The organism is Duganella sp. AC237 (assembly GCF_979254035.1).
In genome coordinates this window covers 1,029,338-1,048,223 of sequence record NZ_CEEDEW010000003.1, presented here as the reverse complement: position 1 = coordinate 1,048,223, position 18,886 = coordinate 1,029,338, and the positions used below count along the sequence as shown (strand labels likewise).

The 18,886-nt window shown below is 63.0% G+C and carries 21 protein-coding genes; 6 read left to right on the top strand and 15 right to left on the bottom strand.

The window, feature by feature from the left end; genetic code table 11:
• Entirely contained in the window at positions 1-750 is a 750-nt protein-coding gene (locus AC0IYS_RS05040) for a MipA/OmpV family protein (protein WP_471704146.1), read from the bottom strand.
• A 7-nt stretch (positions 751-757) separates the two neighbouring features.
• Positions 758-1,345, bottom strand: a complete 588-nt coding sequence (locus tag AC0IYS_RS05035; RefSeq protein ID WP_471704145.1) for a porin family protein — start codon at positions 1,343-1,345, stop codon at positions 758-760.
• 195 nt (positions 1,346-1,540) lie between these two features.
• Between AC0IYS_RS05035 and AC0IYS_RS05030 the strand changes: the two genes are divergently transcribed.
• Both AC0IYS_RS05030 and AC0IYS_RS05025 read left to right on the top strand, forming a co-directional pair.
• Positions 1,541-2,218 carry a response regulator gene (locus tag AC0IYS_RS05030; RefSeq protein WP_471704144.1) on the top strand — a complete coding sequence of 226 codons (678 nt, stop codon included), beginning with the start codon at positions 1,541-1,543 and terminating at the stop codon, positions 2,216-2,218.
• Entirely contained in the window at positions 2,215-3,522 is a 1,308-nt protein-coding gene (locus AC0IYS_RS05025) for an ATP-binding protein (RefSeq protein ID WP_471704143.1), read from the top strand. Before AC0IYS_RS05030 ends, AC0IYS_RS05025 begins: the two co-directional genes overlap by 4 nt.
• 111 nt (positions 3,523-3,633) lie before the next feature.
• Here AC0IYS_RS05025 and AC0IYS_RS05020 read toward each other — a convergent pair whose 3' ends face one another.
• The 3 genes from AC0IYS_RS05020 to pyrE form a co-directional block, all read right to left on the bottom strand.
• Complete coding sequence (locus AC0IYS_RS05020; RefSeq protein ID WP_471704142.1) at positions 3,634-4,494, bottom strand: alpha/beta fold hydrolase; 861 nt, start codon at positions 4,492-4,494, stop codon at positions 3,634-3,636.
• Complete coding sequence (locus tag AC0IYS_RS05015) at positions 4,494-4,865, bottom strand: hypothetical protein (RefSeq protein WP_471704141.1); 372 nt, start codon at positions 4,863-4,865, stop codon at positions 4,494-4,496. The genes AC0IYS_RS05020 and AC0IYS_RS05015 overlap by 1 nt, the downstream gene beginning before the upstream one ends.
• Before the next feature lie 118 nt (positions 4,866-4,983).
• Positions 4,984-5,652 carry an orotate phosphoribosyltransferase gene (pyrE, locus tag AC0IYS_RS05010; RefSeq protein ID WP_471704140.1) on the bottom strand — a complete coding sequence of 223 codons (669 nt, stop codon included), beginning with the start codon at positions 5,650-5,652 and terminating at the stop codon, positions 4,984-4,986.
• A 112-nt stretch (positions 5,653-5,764) separates the two neighbouring features.
• Here pyrE and AC0IYS_RS05005 point away from each other — a divergent pair, with 112 nt between their 5' ends.
• From AC0IYS_RS05005 to AC0IYS_RS04990, 4 genes are all read left to right on the top strand, one after another.
• Entirely contained in the window at positions 5,765-6,538 is a 774-nt protein-coding gene (locus tag AC0IYS_RS05005) for an exodeoxyribonuclease III (protein ID WP_471704139.1), read from the top strand.
• A 94-nt stretch (positions 6,539-6,632) separates the two neighbouring features.
• On the top strand, positions 6,633-7,322 hold the full coding sequence (locus AC0IYS_RS05000) for a DUF433 domain-containing protein (RefSeq protein ID WP_471704138.1): 690 nt from the start codon (positions 6,633-6,635) through the stop codon (positions 7,320-7,322).
• Positions 7,319-7,732, top strand: a complete 414-nt coding sequence (locus tag AC0IYS_RS04995; protein WP_471704137.1) for a PIN-like domain-containing protein — start codon at positions 7,319-7,321, stop codon at positions 7,730-7,732. The genes AC0IYS_RS05000 and AC0IYS_RS04995 overlap by 4 nt, the downstream gene beginning before the upstream one ends.
• Before the next feature lie 78 nt (positions 7,733-7,810).
• Positions 7,811-8,893, top strand: a complete 1,083-nt coding sequence (locus tag AC0IYS_RS04990; protein WP_471704136.1) for a PKD domain-containing protein — start codon at positions 7,811-7,813, stop codon at positions 8,891-8,893.
• 2 nt (positions 8,894-8,895) lie between these two features.
• Here the strand turns inward: AC0IYS_RS04990 and AC0IYS_RS04985 are convergent, their stop codons facing one another.
• The 10 genes from AC0IYS_RS04985 to gshA form a co-directional block, all read right to left on the bottom strand.
• A complete protein-coding gene (locus AC0IYS_RS04985) occupies positions 8,896-9,783 on the bottom strand; it encodes a pseudouridine synthase (protein WP_471704135.1) in 888 nt (295 codons plus the stop codon).
• Positions 9,783-10,664: a M48 family metallopeptidase gene (locus AC0IYS_RS04980; protein WP_471704134.1), complete on the bottom strand. Its 882-nt coding sequence runs from the start codon at positions 10,662-10,664 to the stop codon at positions 9,783-9,785. The genes AC0IYS_RS04985 and AC0IYS_RS04980 overlap by 1 nt, the downstream gene beginning before the upstream one ends.
• Positions 10,651-11,907: an AmpG family muropeptide MFS transporter gene (locus tag AC0IYS_RS04975; protein ID WP_471704133.1), complete on the bottom strand. Its 1,257-nt coding sequence runs from the start codon at positions 11,905-11,907 to the stop codon at positions 10,651-10,653. Before AC0IYS_RS04975 ends, AC0IYS_RS04980 begins: the two co-directional genes overlap by 14 nt.
• Complete coding sequence (gene metW / locus AC0IYS_RS04970) at positions 11,907-12,530, bottom strand: methionine biosynthesis protein MetW (protein WP_471704132.1); 624 nt, start codon at positions 12,528-12,530, stop codon at positions 11,907-11,909. Before metW ends, AC0IYS_RS04975 begins: the two co-directional genes overlap by 1 nt.
• Positions 12,527-13,702 (bottom strand): homoserine O-succinyltransferase MetX, encoded by a 1,176-nt coding sequence (gene metX / locus AC0IYS_RS04965; RefSeq protein WP_471704131.1) that lies wholly within the window; start codon positions 13,700-13,702, stop codon positions 12,527-12,529. The genes metW and metX overlap by 4 nt, the downstream gene beginning before the upstream one ends.
• A 74-nt stretch (positions 13,703-13,776) precedes the next feature.
• The gene (gene ptsP / locus AC0IYS_RS04960) at positions 13,777-15,522 is read right to left on the bottom strand and encodes a phosphoenolpyruvate--protein phosphotransferase (protein ID WP_471704130.1); all 1,746 of its coding nucleotides are present in this window, start codon (positions 15,520-15,522) and stop codon (positions 13,777-13,779) included.
• 44 nt (positions 15,523-15,566) lie between these two features.
• Positions 15,567-15,836, bottom strand: a complete 270-nt coding sequence (locus AC0IYS_RS04955) for an HPr family phosphocarrier protein (protein WP_090317115.1) — start codon at positions 15,834-15,836, stop codon at positions 15,567-15,569.
• Between the two features lie 77 nt (positions 15,837-15,913).
• Positions 15,914-16,315: a PTS sugar transporter subunit IIA gene (locus tag AC0IYS_RS04950; RefSeq protein ID WP_315222646.1), complete on the bottom strand. Its 402-nt coding sequence runs from the start codon at positions 16,313-16,315 to the stop codon at positions 15,914-15,916.
• Positions 16,316-16,381: 66 nt separating this feature from the next.
• Complete coding sequence (gshB, locus tag AC0IYS_RS04945; RefSeq protein WP_471704129.1) at positions 16,382-17,341, bottom strand: glutathione synthase; 960 nt, start codon at positions 17,339-17,341, stop codon at positions 16,382-16,384.
• Between the two features lie 110 nt (positions 17,342-17,451).
• Positions 17,452-18,753: a glutamate--cysteine ligase gene (gshA, locus tag AC0IYS_RS04940; RefSeq protein WP_090317122.1), complete on the bottom strand. Its 1,302-nt coding sequence runs from the start codon at positions 18,751-18,753 to the stop codon at positions 17,452-17,454.
• Positions 18,754-18,886 lie beyond the last annotated feature (133 nt).

Here is an 18,886-nt window from a genome sequence, read left to right as displayed (position 1 = left end):
CTAGAACCGGTATGCCAGCCCGCTGGACCACGTCACGACATTGCGTCGCCCGACGATCGGACTGGCGGCCGGTTCATTGCCCAGACGCTGGGCCGACACGGCGGTGTTGATCAACCAACGGCTGCTCAACTCCCAGTTCCAGTTGGCGCCCGCGTTCACCGCCATCACGCCGCCGGACGGGCGGTAGGCGCTGAACACCTCGTAGCGCTCCCGCATGACGGCCCCGCTGCCCAGCGTGGCGCCGGCGGACAACGTAACGGTGTGGTGCGGCGCCACCGATGCCAGCGTCTTTTGCAGCCCCACGCTGCCAGCAAAACCGCCGGCGCTGGTATCGTAGGCTGCGCTGGTCAGCAGGCGCACCCGCCAGCCCAGATAGTAGTTATAGAATCCGCCGGCGTCCCACGAACCCTTGATGGAATGCGTATTGGCCAGCCGGCGGTTGTCGCCCGGTTCGCGGCCGTTGCTATCCAATAGCAGCGGGCCGTACTCCACCCCCGGCGTGTGCGACAGATGCATGCCAACCACGCCGCTGGCGGAAACGAAGATACCGTTGCTCCACTGGACCTGGAGCAGCGGCCGCAGCGCGGTCGACGGCTCGTGGTCGTCGACCGACGACAGGCGGGAGGCGATCGCCAGCCCCACGTACATATCGGTGCTCCCGTCCGGCATCATGCCAACGGCGCCATCGTCGGCCAGCGCCGGCAGCGCGGCCAGGGAAAGTAACGCGAATATCGGGGACAGCTGGTTCATGTTTTCCTTAAAAGCCGAAGCGCGCGCCGAGCGATAACTTGTTCATCTTCGCCGTCAACCCTTCGTATTTGATCTTGCTCGTGTGTTCGAACTCCAGTTGCAGCGACACGTCGCCGGCCACCCTCCAAGCGGCGCCGACGCCCAGGTACGCCCCATTCTTGTGCGCAGTGCGGGCCTCGCTGGTGCCGCCGCCGGTCAGATCGACCTTGAGCCGCCCCTGCGCCACGCCGGACTTGCCGTACAGCGACCAGTCGTCGCCAAGCCGCCAGGTGCTCCGCAAGGCCAGATAGGCCATTTGGGTGCTGACCTCCATCCGCCCGCCGGCCAGCTCGTAACCGGTCGAGCCGCCGAAGCCCTGATAGCCGGTCTCCAGCGCCCAAACGGGCGTCAACACGTAGCCGGCGAACACGCCGACGCGCCGCTGATGCGTAGCGGCGTCGTGCCGGGTCGTCACGCCCCCATTGCGCTCGTTGACGTAGCCGTCGATGCGCGAGCCGATGTTGGCGCCCAAATACAGGTCCTCGGCCTGCGCGGAAAGCGCGAGGGCGGGGGCGAGGACGAGGGTGACGGCGGCACTGGCAAGGATTTTTTTCATGATGGTTTCCGGGTTGAGGTAAGAGCCTCGAATGTTAAAACCGGCCGCCGCTGAAATCCCCCTCGGACTGTCTGCCAATTGTCGTCAATTTGTAGGGCGCATTTGTATAGAAAGTGTACGAATCTGTATGCGATTGTCTGATTTGCCACGCCGGCGCCGCGTGCCGCTACAATGCTGATCCAAAAGGGAGGCCCGATGCAGCGAGTAATGCTGGTGGAAGACGATGCGCGCCTGGCAGCGCTGGTCAAGGAATATCTCGGCGAGTTCGACTACGAGGTCGATGTGGTCACCCGCGGCGACCGCGCGCTCGATCGCTTCAGCGCCACCCGGCCCGACCTGGTGATCCTGGACCTGACGCTGCCCGGCATCGACGGCATGGTCGTCTGCCGCCAGCTGCGCCAGCTAAGCCCCGTGCCGATACTGATCCTGACCGCGCGCGAGGACATGTTCGACGAAGTGTCCGGACTCGAACAAGGCGCCGACGACTACGTCAACAAGCCGATCCAGCCGCGCGTGCTGCTGGCGCGGCTGCGCGCGCTGCAGCGGCGCGGCAGCGCGCCGGTCGACAGCGACGTCGTGGTCGGCGCGCTGCGCATCTCGCGCGCCAACCGCGCGGTGTTCTGGCGCGACGACGAGGTGGCGATGAACGGCGCCGAGTTCAAGCTGTTCCTGATCCTGGCCGAGGCGGCAGGCAAGGTCCTGTCGCGCAACGACATCCTGATCAAAATGCGCGGCATCGAGTTCGACGGCCTTGACCGCAGCATCGACAATTGCATTTCGCGGCTGCGCCGCAAATTCGACGACGGCGCCGCCGAACGCATCAAAACCGTCTGGGGCGAGGGCTATCTGTTCAGCCCATCGGCCTGGGAATGAACCGGATTTTCCCACGCTTCGCGGCGCTGGTGCTGCTGGCCATCAGCGTGGGCACCGTGGTCGTCTACGCCGCCTTCAGCGCCCTGTTCGGCGATCCGGTCGACGAAATCGCACGGCGCCAGGCCACCGGCCAGATCTTCCTGCTCGAACAATATATCGACCAGGCTCCGGCCGACCAATGGCTGGCGCGCCTCAACAAGGTGCGCGAGGTGTCGGAGGCCACCTTCGAGCTGGTGCCGCTGCCGGCCACACTGGCCGCGCTGCCGGCATCGAAACAGGCGCGGCTCAATCAAGGCGCCATCGTCATCGACCCCGGCACCGCATCCTTCTACCGCCGCGTCGACCTGACCGGCGCGCGCTACATCGGCAGCGGGGACGACGTGATCCACGCGCAGCGCCTGCCCATCGACATCGGCCAGGCGCTGGCGATGGAGGTGATCCGCTTCGGCGTGATCGCCCTGTGCCTGCTGGTGCCGATCGGCTGGTGGTCGCGGCGCCACTGGCGCGATTTGCAGGCGCTGTCGCGGGTCGCCGACGATTTCGGCCGTGGCGACCTGAGCGCGCGCGCCGCGCCACGCGCCACCTCGAGCGTCGCCCCGCTGGCCGGCCGCATCAACGACATGGCCGGGCGCATCGCGCTGCTGCTCGAGACGCGCAAGCACTTGCTGCATTCGGTATCGCACGAACTGCGCACGCCGATCGCGCGGCTCGAATTCGCACTCGAGCTGCTGCGCCATCGGCATGGCGCCGCCGATCCCGCGCTGGAGCAACGCGTGCTGGCGATGGAGAGCGATGTCGACGAGCTTAAAACGCTGGTCAACGAACTGCTCGATCTGACCCAACTCGATCACGCCGGCGCCATGTCGACGCGACGCTTCGCGCTGGCGCCGATGCTGCGCCGCTGCGCGCCCTCGTCGGCGCTGCGCTATGACGCCAGCCTTGCGCCCGACCTGGGAGATCTCGATGGCGACGAACGGCTGCTGGCGCGCGCGCTCAACAACCTGCTGGGCAACGCCGTGAAGTACGCCGCCTCGCGCGTCACGCTGCGCGCCGCGCGCGAGCGCGATGGCGCGGGGCCCGTCGTCATCGTGGTCGAAGACGATGGTCCGGGGATTCCGCTGGACGCGCGCGGCAAGGTGTTCGATCCCTTCGTGCGGCTGGCGCGCGAGCAGGACGACGCCGTCGGCGGCTATGGACTCGGGCTGTCGATCGCGCTCAAGGCGGTGCGACTGCACCACGGCGATATCGCGGTCGATGACTCGCCGCTGGGCGGTGCGCGTTTCACGATCAGACTGCCGGCGTAATGGCACGCGGTGCGCGGCAAGCCGGTCGACTCGACCTTGAAAGTGCAATACGTCGGGTCGCTGGAATAGGCAGGCCTCCCGCCCTGTGACGATTGGTTACGGGGCGGGAACCTAGGCGAGCGGCAGCCGCATCCAATCGAGGATGTCGGCGAAGATTTGCTCGCGATTGAGCTCGTTGAAATTCTCGTGATAGTTTTGCGGATGGCGCTGATACGTCAGCAGCGACGCCGGCACCGATTTGAGCATGGCCTCGGACGCGTCGGCGTCGGCCAGCTTGTCGTCCCCCGCCACCACGGCAAACAGACGGTGCCGCCACGACGGCAGCCGCGCCGCCAGTCCCCGCTGCGCGGCCGTCAGCGCGTTGCCGAAGCGGACCGTGATCTCGGTGGCGCGCACGCCGTCGCGCTCGTCGGCGTGATGGCGCGCGGTGATGGCGTTGTCGTGCGTGAGCACATCGGTCAACGGCGCCAGCGGCACCTTCATGCGCGGCGCCAGCGCGCCCAGCACGCCGGCCAGCGCCAGCAGCACCGGCGACACCTTGATCGCGTTGACATAGTACGGCGACGATAAAATGAACCCGTCGATGCCGGCCTCGCCGGCGAAGCGGCCCAGCCCCAGGTGGGTGGCGATCAGCGCGCCCATCGAGTGGCCCATCACGAACACCGGCACGCCGGGATATTCGCGCCTGACCCATTGCAGGAACAGCACGCTGTCGTCGAGGAACACGTCGAAGCCGGGGATGTCGACCCGGCGCGCATCCTGATGCCCGCACAGGTCGCAGGCGACGGTGGCGATGCCGTGTTGGCGGAAGTACAGCGCCGGGGTGACGTAGTCGCCGCCATGCGCCATGCCGCCGTGGATGGCAAGCAGCACGGCACGCGGCGGCGTCGGCGCCGCCGGCTCCCAGATATGAATGCGCCGCTCGGCCCGCCCGCAACACAAGCCGGCAAGCCGCGTTTCGGCGAAGCGCATCAAGCGATGATGCTGAGCGTGATGCCCATTTCGACCAGCAAGGTCAAATCGGCCAGGGTGAAGTCCAGGCTGGGCGTCGCCGCGCCACGCTCGGTGGTGAAGGAGATGCGCAGCTCGGCGGCCACGTCCGAGCGTTCGAAGTGAATGCCGCGCGCCTGGCATTCGGCAAGATACGAGCGGATCTGCTTGAGCAGCTCGTCCGGATTTTGGTCCGTGCCGATGCCGACATAGAAGCCGGAATCGATGCGCACCCGGCCGTCGGGCTTGACGTCGCCCTTTTGCCAGTCGCTATCCGGTTCGGTTGGCAAGCCGTCGCGGACGTCCGCCAGTCCGGCGTCGTCGCCGTGCACCTTCATTGTTGCGATGTTCATGGATCTGCCTTGTTTGTCCACGGTCTGGATGCCGTCTCAAAAGGTTACACCATAGAAATATCAAAGTCTAGCAAGATGGCCGGTTCGACAAGGCATCCGCGCCAGACTGGGCGATAGATCAGGCAATGCCGTAGCGTTCGCGATACGCCGCCACGGCGTCTTTGTGCTGAAGCAACTGCGGATCGGCGCCCTTGCCGTTCAGGTACGCGAACAAATCGTCCAGGTTGCCGATCGAAATGACCGGGATATTGTAGAGGTTGGCCACTTCCTGCACGGCCGAGTTCGGCGACAGCACGCCGTCCGGGCCGCCCGAGCGCTCCATCCGGTCCAGCGCGATGAGCACGGCGCATGGCTCGGCGCCGGCGGCGCGTATCATGTCCACCGATTCGCGCACCGAGGTGCCGGCCGAGATCACGTCGTCGATGATGACGACCTTGCCTTGCAGCTTGGCGCCGACCAGCGAACCGCCCTCGCCGTGGGCCTTGGCTTCCTTGCGGTTGAAGGCGAACGAGGTGTTGCGGCCCTTGCCGGCCAGTGCGACGGCGGTGGCCGACGCCAGGGTGATGCCCTTGTAGGCCGGGCCGAACAGCATGTCGAACTCGACCCCCGAATCGAGCAGGGTCTGGGCGTAGAACTGGGCCAGCTGGGCCAGGGTCGCGCCGTCGTGGAACAGGCCGGCATTGAAGAAGTATGGCGACTGGCGCCCGGCCTTGGTGGTGAACTCGCCGAAGCGCAGCACACCGGTGTCGACCGAAAACTCGATAAATTGCTGACGTAAATTGTTCATGCTGCCTCATTTCTTTAAAGTGGCCGTATTTTACCGCTACACTAATGCATTCTGAAATTTCGTCTCATTTTTAAGCACTCTTTTTTAAGCACTTTTTCTTAAGCACCCCTCCATGCCAAAAATCATCTCCGCCAACCTGAACGGCATTCGTTCGGCATCCTCCAAAGGCTTTTTCAAGTGGATGGCCACGCAGGACGCCGACTTCATCTGCGTACAAGAACTTAAGGCGCAGGCGCCGGACATGACGCCCGAGTTCCTGAATCCAGGCGGCTACCACGGCCATTTCCATTATGCCGAGAAAAAAGGCTACTCCGGCACCGGCGTCTACAGCAAGATCGAACCGGATCGCGTGGTCATCGGTTTCGGCGCGCCGGAATTCGACGCCGAGGGCCGCTATGTCCGTTGCGATTTCGGCAATCTGAGCGTGATTTCTGTGTATTGCCCGTCGGGATCGTCGGGCCCGGAGCGCCAGGAGGCCAAGTTCCGCTTCATGGCGCTGTTCCTGCCGCATCTGCAGCAACTGCACGCCGAAGGGCGCGAAGTGGTTATCTGCGGCGACTGGAACATCGCCCACAAAGAGATTGATTTGAAGAATTGGAAGGGCAACAAGAAAAATTCCGGCTTCCTGCCGGAGGAACGCGAATGGATGACGCGCGTGTTCGACGAGGTGGGCTTTGTCGATGTGCACCGCGGCCTCGACCCGCGCGAGGAGCAGTACACGTGGTGGAGCAACCGCGGGCAGGCGTACGCGAAGAACGTCGGCTGGCGCATCGACTACCATGTGGCGACCCCGGGCATCGCCGCCAAGGCCACCACGGTGGCGGTCTACAAGGAAGAGAAGTTCTCGGACCACGCGCCGTTGATCATCGAGTACGCGCACGACTGAGGCCCGCGTGGGAGGCCCCCTTTGCGTTAATGATTGATCAAGGTCGCTCAATCTGCTAACTTGAAGGAGTTCCCCCTCTTATTTTTAACCAGACATGGATCTTATCGGGACCGGCATTTACCCCTTACATCAAGCAGCAAAGCTGGTTGGTGCGGAGCCGCGCGCGCTGCGTCGCTGGCTGCAAGGGTACTCCCGAAAATATCGGGGTGAGTCCGTACGCTCCGAGCCGCTCTGGGCCACGCAACTCAAAGATGAAGGCCTTCCCGGCGAAGTGATCGGTTTTCGGGATTTGCTCGAACTGCGCATGGTCTCGGCGTTTGTCAGGCATGGCGTCGATCTGAAAGTGATCCGCGCCACCATCGAAGCGGCCACGGAGTCTTTTGGTCAGGGGTACCCACTGACGAACCGTCAGTTCCGAACTGATGGCAAGCGCATTTTTCTGCAGGCGGTGGAAACGGCAACTGGAGAGGAGCGTATGGTAGATGTTCTTCAAAAACAGTTTGTTTTTTCAGACATCATCACGCCTTCCTTGTATGCCGGTATCGAATACGGCGCCGAAGGAGCCGTACGCTGGTTCCCTTTGGGTAAGCGAAAAACTGTTTTACTGGACCCGGCATTGCAATTCGGGACACCAATCGTCGCCCATGCCGGCATTCCGACCGACACGATCTACTCATCATATATCGCCGAGGGCAAAGATCAGCAAATGGTGGCGCGTGTCTTCGACATCACACCGAAGATGGTGATCGATGCGGTGGAGTTTGAAGAGAGACTTACCGCTTGAAATTCTTCTTCGACAATAATTTATCCCCTTACCTTGCCCACGGCATCAGGGAATTGTCGACAGTTACTCCTGGAGTCGAAACAGTCATCCACCTCGCAGACCGCTTTGCGCGCAACGCGCCTGACATTGAATGGATAGGCGAACTGTCAACCGACGGCCCATGGTACATCGTCTCCATCGACCGGTTTAAGAAACAGCATGGTGCCGAGCGCGAAGCGATCCGGCGTGCGGGTCACACCGTATTCGTTCTAGACACCCAATGGTCTAAATACAATTTCTGGACGCAGTCGGAGCGCCTGGTCCGATGGTGGCCGCAAGTCGTCAATTATTCATCGCTCGTCAGCGGTGGCGCATACCGCGTGCCGTGGCAACATTCCCCCGCCACCAAGTTCCAAGCCATCAGTTTTTGAAGCTTTACATCTAAGCTCGCGCCAATCACCGTGAGCACAAATGCCGGTGCTGACCAAGCGGTACGCGTGGGAGCGATCGTGATCGTCGATGCTGGCGCCAGTTTCGATGCAAACGCGGATCCCATCACATATAAATGGGCATTAACAACCCGTCCATCCGCAAGTAACGCCATGCTCGGGCCAGTCCTTGGCGTCCGCCCCACTTTTATCGCAGATGTTGCAGGAACCTACTTAGCCACTCTCGTCGTAAACGATGGCAAGAGCGATAGCAGGGCGGCAACGGTAACCATCACCGCATCGGCGCCTGAGCAGAGCGCGAACATTGCACCAGTAGCGAATGCCGGGGCTAATCAAACCGCATCGGTGGGCGCCACGGTCACGCTGAACGGCACCGCTAGCGCAGATCAAGATGGCGACGCGCTAGGCTACCTGTGGACGGTGGTTTCGAAGCCCGCTGGAAGTGTGAGTGTCGTCTCGTCGTCGAACACGGCCAAGCCATTTCTGACATTGGATATTGCAGGGACTTACGGCGTCACGCTGGTCGTCAATGACAAAAAAGCGGACAGTTTGCCGTCGACCGTCTTCATCACCGCGCTCGCAGCCCCTTCAACAGCAAATATCGCACCCACGGCGAACGCGGGATCGGACCAGACCGTCGTAGCTGGATCGACGGTCAGTCTTGACGCAACGTTCAGCACGGACCTGAACGGAGACCGTCTCACCTATGCTTGGTCGATCAGCGCAAAACCTGCAGGGAGTGGAGCCCAACTCAACTCAGCGACCGAGGTAAAGCCGCAGTTTATCGCCGACGTTGCAGGCATTTACGAAGTCAAACTATCGGTCAATGATGGTAAGGCGAGCAGTCTGATCCCAGACTCCATCAACGTCATCGCCATGGGGATAACAGCGGTTGTTGTCCCGGATAGCGGCATTTATCGATGCTCAAGCATATCAAAGCAAACCGCGCTGCTGCTCTACTCTCAAGGCCACACGTATCTTGATCGTGATCATGACGGGCGCCCGTGCGAAGCCAACGATATTGCGAACGAAATCGCATCACCCTATGTCGCCCCACCGCCACCAACCAGTGGTCAATGCTATGTAAAGGGCTACTATCGCAAGAACGGCACCTATGTAAAAGGATACTATCGTCGCTGCTAACGCTACAAACTTCGGCGGCTGCTGAACTCGCGCCAGTCGTTTGTCAGCGGATCGAGGAACGAGATGCGGCGCGCCAGCAGCTTCAAAGGCTGCGACACGTCGTCCGCCTTGCACGGCAGCGCCACCGGATAAAACGCGTCGTTGATGATCGGGATGCCGAGCGACGACAGGTGCAATCGCAACTGGTGTTTGCGGCCCGTGTGCGGAAACAGCCGGTACAAGGTGCAATCGGCGCGGTGCTCGATGACCTCGATGATGGTCTCGGAATTGGGCTCGCCCGCCTCCTCCTTCATGATGAAGAATTTATCGCCGTCGACCATCCGGCTGCGGTACGTGAAAGGATACTCCACGCCCTGCAACGTTGGCGCCAGCGCCTCGTATTCCTTCTCGATCACCCGCTTCTGGAACATCGATTGATATGCGCCACGGCTGTCCTGCTTGCGGGAGAAGATCACCACGCCGGCCGTCTCGCGGTCGAGCCGGTGGATCGGCGTCAGGGCCTGCTCGCCCAGCGTTCTCTTCAACCGCACCAGCAAGGTCTCGTGCAGGAAGCGCCCGCCCGGCGTCATCGGCAGGAAATGCGGCTTGTCGACCACCACCAGATGCTCGTCCATGAAGAGGATCTCTTCGGTGAACGGTATCGGCGTCTCCGCCTCCAGCTCCCGGTAGTAAAAGATGCGCATGCCGCGCTTGAAGGCGCTGTGCGGCGCCAGCGGCCTGCCGTCGCCGTCGACGACCTCATTGCGCGCCATCCGTTCGTACCAGGTCGATACCTCGACGTCGGGAAAGCGCGCCGCCAGAAAGGTGATCAGGTCCGGCCACTGCCCTTCCGGCAGCCACAGATAGCTGGGCGCGACCCCGTCGCGCATCGGCAACGGCGTCGACGACATCAGGACTTCGGCAGCGCCAGCGAGTGGTACTTGGGCAGGTTGTTCGGGTCCAGCCCTTTGGCGCGGGCGTACACCGGCAGCACCAGCGGCATGTTCTTGTTCATGTTGGCGATGCGGTCCTTGCCGGTCGGGTGGGTCGACAGGAAGCTGATCGGCTGGCTCTTGTTGATCGCGCCCATCTTCTGCCACAACGCCACGCCGGCGCGCGGGTCGAAGCCGGCGCGCGCCGCCAGGTCGATGCCGACCAGATCGGCCTCGCTTTCATCGCCGCGCGAGAACTTCAACGCCGCGCCCTGCGAGACCATGCCGGCCGCCGCGTCGCCGAGACGCGGATCGACACCGAAGTAGGCCGAGCCAAGGGCGCCGAGAATGCGCGAGCCTACCTGCGTGACGGTGTTCTTGCCGGCCTGCTCGCGCGCGTGTTCGCGCAGCGCGTGGGCGATCTCGTGGCCCATCACGGCCGCCACTTCGTCGTCCGTCAGATTCAGTTTGGTGAGGATGCCGTTGTAAAAGGCGATGCGTCCGCCCGGCATGCAGAAGGCGTTGACGGTGTCGGACTTGAGCAGGTTGACTTCCCACTTCCATTGCGCCGCGTCGGGATTCCAGCGCGTGGTGAAGGGAATCAGGCGCTTGGCGATGGCGCGCAAACGAATCAGCTGCGGATTGTTATCGCTGGCGACGGCATCTTTGTCATGCGCCTGCTTCAACATCTGATCGTACTGAAGCTTGGACTGTTGGTCGAACTGCGCGGAATCGCCGCCCAGGCCGCGCATGCGCGACAGCTTCTCGACCGGAATACCGTCGTTTTGCGCGTAAACCGGCAAGGCGCCCATCACGCAGACCAGCGCCAGCGCGGCGCCCTTCAATTTAAGCTTTTTCATTTGCACTATTCCAAGGAGCGATTTTCGGCAGCATCATCATCGCCGGGAAGGCGAGGATGAAGCACACGATAAAGAACCAGAACCAACCCGTTTCGGCAACAATATAACCCACGGAGGAATTAATGAATGTGCGCGGGACCGCAGCCAGACTGGAAAACAACGCGTACTGGGTGGCAGTATAGCGGGGATCGGTGGCCCTTGACATAAATGCCACCAATGCCGCCGATCCCAGCCCCAGGCTGGCGAAGGCCTCGAACCCGAACACGGCGCTCAATAGCACCGGGTCCGGCCCGACGTTGGCCAGCCAGGCGAAGCCCAGAATCGCGATCGCCTGCAGCACGCCGAACACCCACAGCGCGCGGTTGATGCCCAGTTTGATCATCCAGATGCCGCCGACGGCGCCGCCGGCGAGGCTGGCCCACCAGCCGGTGGCGTTGGCCGCCAGCCCGATCTGCTTGGTGGTGAAGCCGAGGTCGAGGAAGAATTTGGTCGACAGCGCGGTGCTCATCGTGTCGCCAATCTTATATAGCAGCACAAAGGCGATGACGAACAAGGCTTGGCGCCAGCCGTCGCGCAGCACGAACTCGCGGAACGGCAGCACCACCGCTTCCTGCAGGTTTTTCGGTGGCTCGCCATACAATACCGGCTCGCGTGCCAGCAGCGTGCAGATGAAGCCCGGCAGCATGAAGGCGGCCACGGTCCAGAACACGATCTGCCACGGCTGGCTGTCGGCCATCACCAGCCCCAGCGCGCTGGGGATCAGGCTGGCGGCCTTGTAGGCGTTCACGATGATGGCCGCACCCAGGCCCTGCTCCTCCTCGGCCAAGATCTCGCGCCGGTAGGCGTCGATCACGACGTCCTGGCTGGCCGACATGAATGCGATCAGGAACACCGCCACCACGATCACCGACAGCTCGAGCTTTGGATCGAGCATGCCGAGCCCGCCGATGAGCAGGAACAGCAACAGCTGCGTGAGCGCCATCCAGCCGCGCCGCCGGCCTAGCGGGCCGATGCTGTAGCGGTCCATCAGCGGCGCCCATAGGAACTTGAAGGTGTAGGGGAACATCGCCAGGCCGAACAGCCCCAGCGCCTTGACGTCCAGCCCTGCCTTGGCCAGCCACGCCTGCATCAGGTAGATCAGCGTGTACAGCGGCAGCCCGGAGCTGAAACCCAGGAACAGGATGGAGACCGTGCGGCCGTTCAGATACGACAGCCAGTGCCGCTTCTGCTCCTGGGCGGCCATCAGTGCGCCGCCTTCGAGGTGACTTTTTTACGCAGGCGGAACACCGCCAGGTCGCCGCGCAGGTTGGGCAGGAACGACACGCGTTGTCCCTCCGCCAGTGCCACGTATTCGATCACTTCCAGCCCACATTCGACGGCCAGGTCGCGGAAGTCGTTGATGGTCGCGCAGCGCAGGTTGGGCGTGTCGTACCACTCGTACGGCAGCGACTCGGACACCGGCATGCGGCCCTTGAGCAGCGACACCCGGTGCGGCCAGTAGGCGAAGTTGGGGAACGAGACGATCGCCTCCTTGCCGACGCGGACGATATCGCGCAGCAGCGCCTCGACATGCTTCATCATCTGCAGCGACGACAGGCACAGCACCGTGTCGAAGGTGTTATCGCCGAACAGCGACAGTCCGTTCTCCATATCCTGCTGGATCACCTGCACGCCGCGCCTGGTGCTGTCGAGGACCTTGTCGTCGGCGATCTCGATGCCGTAGCCGCTGCACTGTTTGTCGCTTTGCAGGTAGTCCATCATCACGCCGTCGCCGCAGCCGACGTCCAGCACGTGCGCGTTGTTCGGCACCCAGTGGGCGATGAAGGCCAAGTCCGGACGGGCCGTACTTAATTGGGTGAAGTTCATACTGGCTCCTTGATATCGTTCCACACCTGGTCGTAGTACGCGCGCACCAGTTTCAGGTAGCGCGGGTCCTCCAGCAGGAAGGCGTCGTGGCCGTGAGGGGCGTCGATTTCGGCGTAGGTCACGCGGCGGCGGTTGCTCACCAGTGCCTGCACGATCTCCTGGCTGCGCTCGGGCGAGAAGCGCCAGTCGGTGGTGAACGAGGCCACGAAAAACTTGGCGCGGGTGCCGGCCAGCGTCTTGGCCAGATCGCCGCCGTGGTGGCGCGCCGGGTCGAAGTAGTCGAGCGCCTTGGTGATCAGCAGATAGGTGTTGGCGTCGAAGTATTCGCTGAATTTGTCGCCCTGGTAGCGCAGGTACGATTCGATCTCGAAGTCGACGCCGAAGCCGAATTTGTAGTTGGCCGGATTGTCGCCCGGGACGCCGGCGATGTCGTCGACCGCCGCGCGCAGCCTGCGGCCGAATTTCTCGGCCATGTCGTCGTCGGACAGGTAGGTGATGTGGCCGACCATGCGCGCCACGCGCAGGCCGTTCTTCGGCACCACGCCGTGCTCATAGAAGTCGCCGCCATGGTAATCCGGATCGGACAGGATGGCCTGGCGGGCGACGTCGTTGAAGGCGATGTTCTGCGCCGACAGCTTGGCCGTCGAGGCGATCACCACGCAGTGGCGCAGCCGCTCCGGGTACATGATGGACCAGGCCAGCGCCTGCATGCCGCCCAGAGAGCCGCCCATGACGGCGGCGAACTGGCTGATGCCCAGCGCGTCGGCCAGGCGCGCCTGCGCGGCCACCCAGTCCTCCACCGTGACGACCGGGAAGGCGGCGCCGTAAGGCTTGCCGGTGGCGGGATTGTTGTGCATCGGGCCCGTCGAGCCGAAGCACGAGCCGAGGTTGTTGATGCCGATGACGAAGAACTTGTCGGTGTCGAGCGATTTGCCGGGACCGACCATGTTGTCCCACCAGCCCAGGCTTTTCGGCACGCCCTCGTATTCGCCGGCGACGTGGTGCGAGGCGTTAAGCGCGTGGCACACCAGCACCGCGTTCGATTTGTCGGCGTTGAGGGTGCCGTAGGTTTCGTACATCAGCATGTAGTCTTGCAGCGCGGCGCCGCTTTGCAGCGGCAGCGGCTCTGCGAAATGCATGGTTTGCGGTTTGACGTATCCCAGGGATGACATATTTTAATTGGAGTTTTGGGGCGGCCCCACGGGCCATGTATCAGGGCGGGACCGCGAGGATGGGTCCCACCGACTTACATCAGTTGCAATTGTTCGACCGCGTCTGCAATTGCACCTGGTTCCATCGAGCGCATGATCTTGCGGGTTTGCGGAACGATCCGCGCAAGGTCGCTGTTCAGGATTTCCTGCTTGACCGACAGCAGCTGCGCCGGGTGCATCGAGAATTCGCGCAGTCCCATGCCCAGCAGCAGGCGTGTCAGCTTGACGTCGCCCGCCATTTCGCCGCACACGGCGACGTCGATCCCGGCTTTATGCCCGGCCGCAATCGTCATCGAGATCAACTGCAGCACAGCCGGATGCAGCGGATTGTAAAGGTGCGCGACCTCATAATCAACCCGGTCGATCGCCAGGGTGTACTGAATCAGGTCGTTGGTGCCGATCGACAGGAAGTTCATGCGCTTGACGAACATCGGCAGCGACAGCGCCGCCGCCGGGATTTCGATCATCGCGCCCACCGGCACGGTGTCGTCGAATTTGATCTTCGCCTCGCGCAGTTCGGCCTTGGCCTGGGCGATCATCGCCAGCGACTGGTCGATCTCGAACGCGTGCGCCAGCATCGGGATCAGAATCTTCACCTTGCCGAACGCCGACGCGCGCAGGATGGCGCGCAGCTGCGTGAGGAAAATCTGCGGCTCGGCGAGGCAATAGCGAATCGCCCGCAGGCCCAGCGCCGGATTGAGCGCCGTGTGCTCGGTCTGGTCGAGCGGCTTGTCGGCACCGATATCGAGCGTGCGGATCGTCACCGGCCGCCCCTTCATCGCCACCACCGCGCGCTTGTACTGCTCGAACTGTTCGTCCTCGGACGGGATCTTGCTGTTGCGGCCCATGAACAGGAACTCGGAGCGGAACAGGCCCACGCCGTTGGCGCCCGCCTCCATCGCCGCCGGACAGTCGTCGGGCAGCTCGATGTTGGCCAGCAGCGTGATCTCGGTGCCGTCCCTGGTGATGGCCGGCGTTTTCTTGAGCTTATTGAGCTTTTTGCGGGCGCGCAGCGCGGCGCCCTGGCGCTCGCGGTACTGCTCCAGCACCAGGGCGCTGGGGTTGGCGATGACCACGCCGGCGTCGCCGTCGATGATCAGCCAGTCGTCCTGCTCGATCAGGGTGGAGGCGCCGGACATGCCGACGGCGGCCGGGATGTCCAGGCTGCGCGCGACGATCGCCGTGTGCGAGTTCTGGCCGCCGACGTCGGTGACGAAGCCGATGAAGGAGCGGTCGCGGAACTGCAGCATGTCGGCCGGCGAGATGTCGTGGGCGACGATGATCATCTGCGCCTGGAATTCATCGCCGCTGCTGGTGGTCGGCGGCAGGATCTGCGCGGTGCCCATCAACACCTTGAGCACGCGCTCGGCCACCTGCTGGATGTCGGCCTTGCGCTCGCGCAGGTACGGGTCTTCGATCTCGTCGAACTGCGCCGACAGCTCGTCGATCTGGGTCAGCAGCGCCCATTCGGCGTTGTAGTGGCGCGCGCGGATGATGTCGAGCGGCGCCTCCGAGATCATCGGGTCCGACAGGATCAGCGCGTGGACGTCGATGAAGGCGCCCAACTCGGTCGGCGCGTCCTTGGGCAGCTCGTTCCACAGCGTTTGCAGTTCCTTGTGCACCTGGGCCAGCGCCTGCTGCAGCCGCACCACTTCCGCTTCCAGATGCTCCTCGGCCACCAGGTAATGCTTGACGTCGAGCGCCGCCGGCGCCAGCTTGTGCGCGCGGCCGATGGCGATGCCGCGGGAGACAGGAATGCCGTGCAGTGTGAAGGAAGCCATGGGTGGACCAGTGAAAATGCGGGAACGGCTACGATCCGAGGGCATTACTCGCCTTCGCCGAACTTGTCGTTGACCAGTGCGGACAAGGCGGCGATACATTCGCTTTCATCGGGGCCGTCGGCCTCCAGCGTGACCTTGGCGCCCTTGCCGGCGGCCAGCATCATCACGCCCATGATGGACTTGGCGTTGATGCGGCGCGCGTTGCGGGTCAGCCATACGTCGCTTTGAAACTTTGCTGCCAGTTGGGTAAATTTGGCGGAAGCCCGGGCATGCAGTCCAAGCTTGTTGATAATCTCAAGTTCTTGTTGAATCATTTTTCTTTTGTCTCAATGAGAAATCGGCGCAAAACAAACCGCGCAAATAAGCCGCACAAAAAATTCCCGCGCCGTCGCTACACGACGCGAATCCGGTTGTCGACGCGCACCGCACCGCTTTGCGCGCCGGCCAGGGCCATCTCGACGACCACGTCGAGCGTGTCGCGCCGGTAGGTGATGGCCCGCAGCAGCATCGGCAAACTGATGCCGGCGATGACCTCCACCCGGCCCGCATCCGCCAACCGGTCGCAACAATTGGCGGGGGTACCGCCCTTGACATCGGTCATGATCAAAACGCCGTCGCCGTCGTCGAGCCGCTTGATCGCCGCCGCCGCCAGGGACTGCACTTCGCCGAGGTCCTGGTCGGCGATCACATCGATCGCCTCGAGCCGCTCGGTCGGACCACGGAACACATGCGCGCAGGCGGCGATGAAAGCCTGTCCCAGCGGTGCGTGCGTCATAAGCAGTATGCCAACCATATTCTTAAACCGCCAGTGAGCGCGGAGGTTTTTGAGGCCGTCCGGCAAAATTATTTTGAATATCCATCATCGGGCCGGGGTCGCCGCTTCCACGGCCGCCTCCACCGCGTCCATGAACATCGCCGCGACCGGGAAACCGGCCTGCTGGGTGATTTCCTGGAAACAGGTCGGGCTGGTAACGTTTACTTCCGTCAGGCAATCCCCGATCACGTCCAATCCTACCAGCAACAAGCCGCGCGCGGCCAGTATCGGACCCAGGGTATTGGCGATTTCGAAGTCGCGTTCGGTCAAAGGTTGGGCCACACCAAGGCCGCCGGCCGCCAAGTTGCCCCGCACCTCGCCGTTTTGCGGGATGCGCGCCAGCGAAAACGGCACCGGCTTGCCGCCGATGACCAGGATGCGCTTGTCGCCCTTGGCGATGTCAGGAATGAAGCGCTGGGCCATGATGGTGCGCTTGCCGTTGTCGGTCAGCGTTTCGATGATGGCGCCCAGGTTCATCGCGTCCGGCTTGACGCGGAAGATGCCGGTGCCGCCCATGCCGTCGAGCGGCTTGAGGATGACGTCGCCATGCTCGGACTGGAAGGCGCGGATGCGCGCCTCGTCGGCCGTCACCAGGGTCGGCGAGGTGAACTCGCTGAACTGGGCGATGGCCAGCTTTTCGTTGTGGTCGCGGATGGTCGACGGCTTGTTGAAGACGCTGGCGCCCTGTTTCTCGGCCAGCTCCAGCATGTAGGTGCCGTAGATGTACTCCATGTCGAACGGCGGGTCCTTGCGCTGGACGATCGCGTCGAACTCGCCGAGGTTGGTTTCCACGGCCGGGGCGGCGCGGAACCAGTCCTTGAGGTCGTCCAGGATGGTGATTTCGGCAACTTTGGCATAGGCCACGCCGCCGTTGACGGCCATGTCTTTTTGCTCGAAGGCGTAGACGGTATGGCCGCGCTTGGCGGCCTCCACCATCATGGCGTAGGTCGAATCCTTGTAGGTCTTGAAACTGGCCAAGGGATCGGCGAGGAAAGCTATTTTCATGGGCGCATCCAATCTGGGTAATGCCTGATTTTAGCCGAGATTCGCCACCCGCACCGGGGAGCGGACGAGGCCGCTAGCCCGGTGGCCCTTGCCAAGCCGATAATGTCGGCTTAATACACTTCCGGATTGGGATCGGTGCGTTCCATTTCCAGCGACGCCGCCAGCAGCGCCAGCCGCGCCACCACGCCGTAGACGTAGAAACGGTTCGGCGCCGCCGTGCCCGGCTTCGCCTTCAAATCGGGCACCGCGTGCTGCTGCGCGAACGCCAGCGGCACGTACTGCGAACCGGGTGCGTTGAGGTTCTGGTCGACACCCTTTTCCGCGTGCACGCGGTAAAAGCCGCCCACCACGTAGCGGTCGATCATGTACACCACCGGCTCGGCGACGTCGTCCTTGATGCTCTCGAAGGTCGGCACGCCCTCCTGGATGATGAAGTCGGTCACTTCCTTGCCATCCTTGATGACGATCATCTTGTCGCGCTGGGCCTGGCTCAAGTCCTTGATTTCACTGGAATCCTTGATCGTCAGGATGCTGGTGCCGTAGGTCCCGGCGTCCGGCTTGACGATCACGAAGGGCTTGTGCTCCTTCATGCCGTATTCCTTGTACTTCTTCTTGATCTTGGCCAGCAGCGCGTCGACATTGGCGGCCAGGCAATCGTAGCCGTCGCCGGTGCGGAAGTTGACCGCGTCGCACTTGGCGTGGAACGGGTTGAGCATCCACGGATCGACGCCGATCAGCTTGCCGAACTTCTTGACCACCTCGTCATACGCGTTCAGGTGGTTGCTCTTGCGGCGCACGGCCCAGCCGGCGTGCAGCGGCGGCAGCAGGCTCTGCTCATGGATGTTCTGCAAAATCTCCGGAATGCCGGCCGAGAGGTCGTTGTTGAGCAAAATCGTGCACGGATCGAAGTCCTTCAGGCCGACGCGGCGGCCGTTGGCCGAGCGCACCAGCGGCTCGACCACCAGCATATTGCCGTCCGGCAGAGCGATCGGCGTCGGCTGCGTCACCTCGGGCGACAGCGAACCGAGGCGCACGTGCAGGCCGGTCTGGCGGAAGATCTGCATCAGCCGCGCGACGTTTTGCCAGTAGGTCGGGTGGCGCTGGTGGATTTCCGGGATCAGCAGCAGATTGCGCGCGTCAGGACAATATTTGTCGATCGCGGCCATCGCGGCCTGCACCGACAGCGGCAGCATTTCCGTGGCCAGGTGGTTGAAACCGCCCGGGAACAGGTTGGTATCGACCGGGGCCAGCTTGTAGCCGGCGTTGCGCATATCGACCGAGCAATAGAACGGCGGCGTGTGTTCCTGCCATTCCAGACGGAACCAGCGCTCAATGGCCGGCGTGGCGGCCAGGATTTTTTCTTCGAGATCGAGCAGCGGACCGGTCAGAGCCGTGACGAGATGGGGAACCATGATTACTTCCTTAAATGTGCGGGAGGACGGCCCTCCAGGCAACAGAACCTCAAATATTACCTTGCAGATAGCCCAAATCAGGGCGAAAACCCTATTTTAAAGGTGGAAATGGCCCGCAAACGAAAAAAGCGCC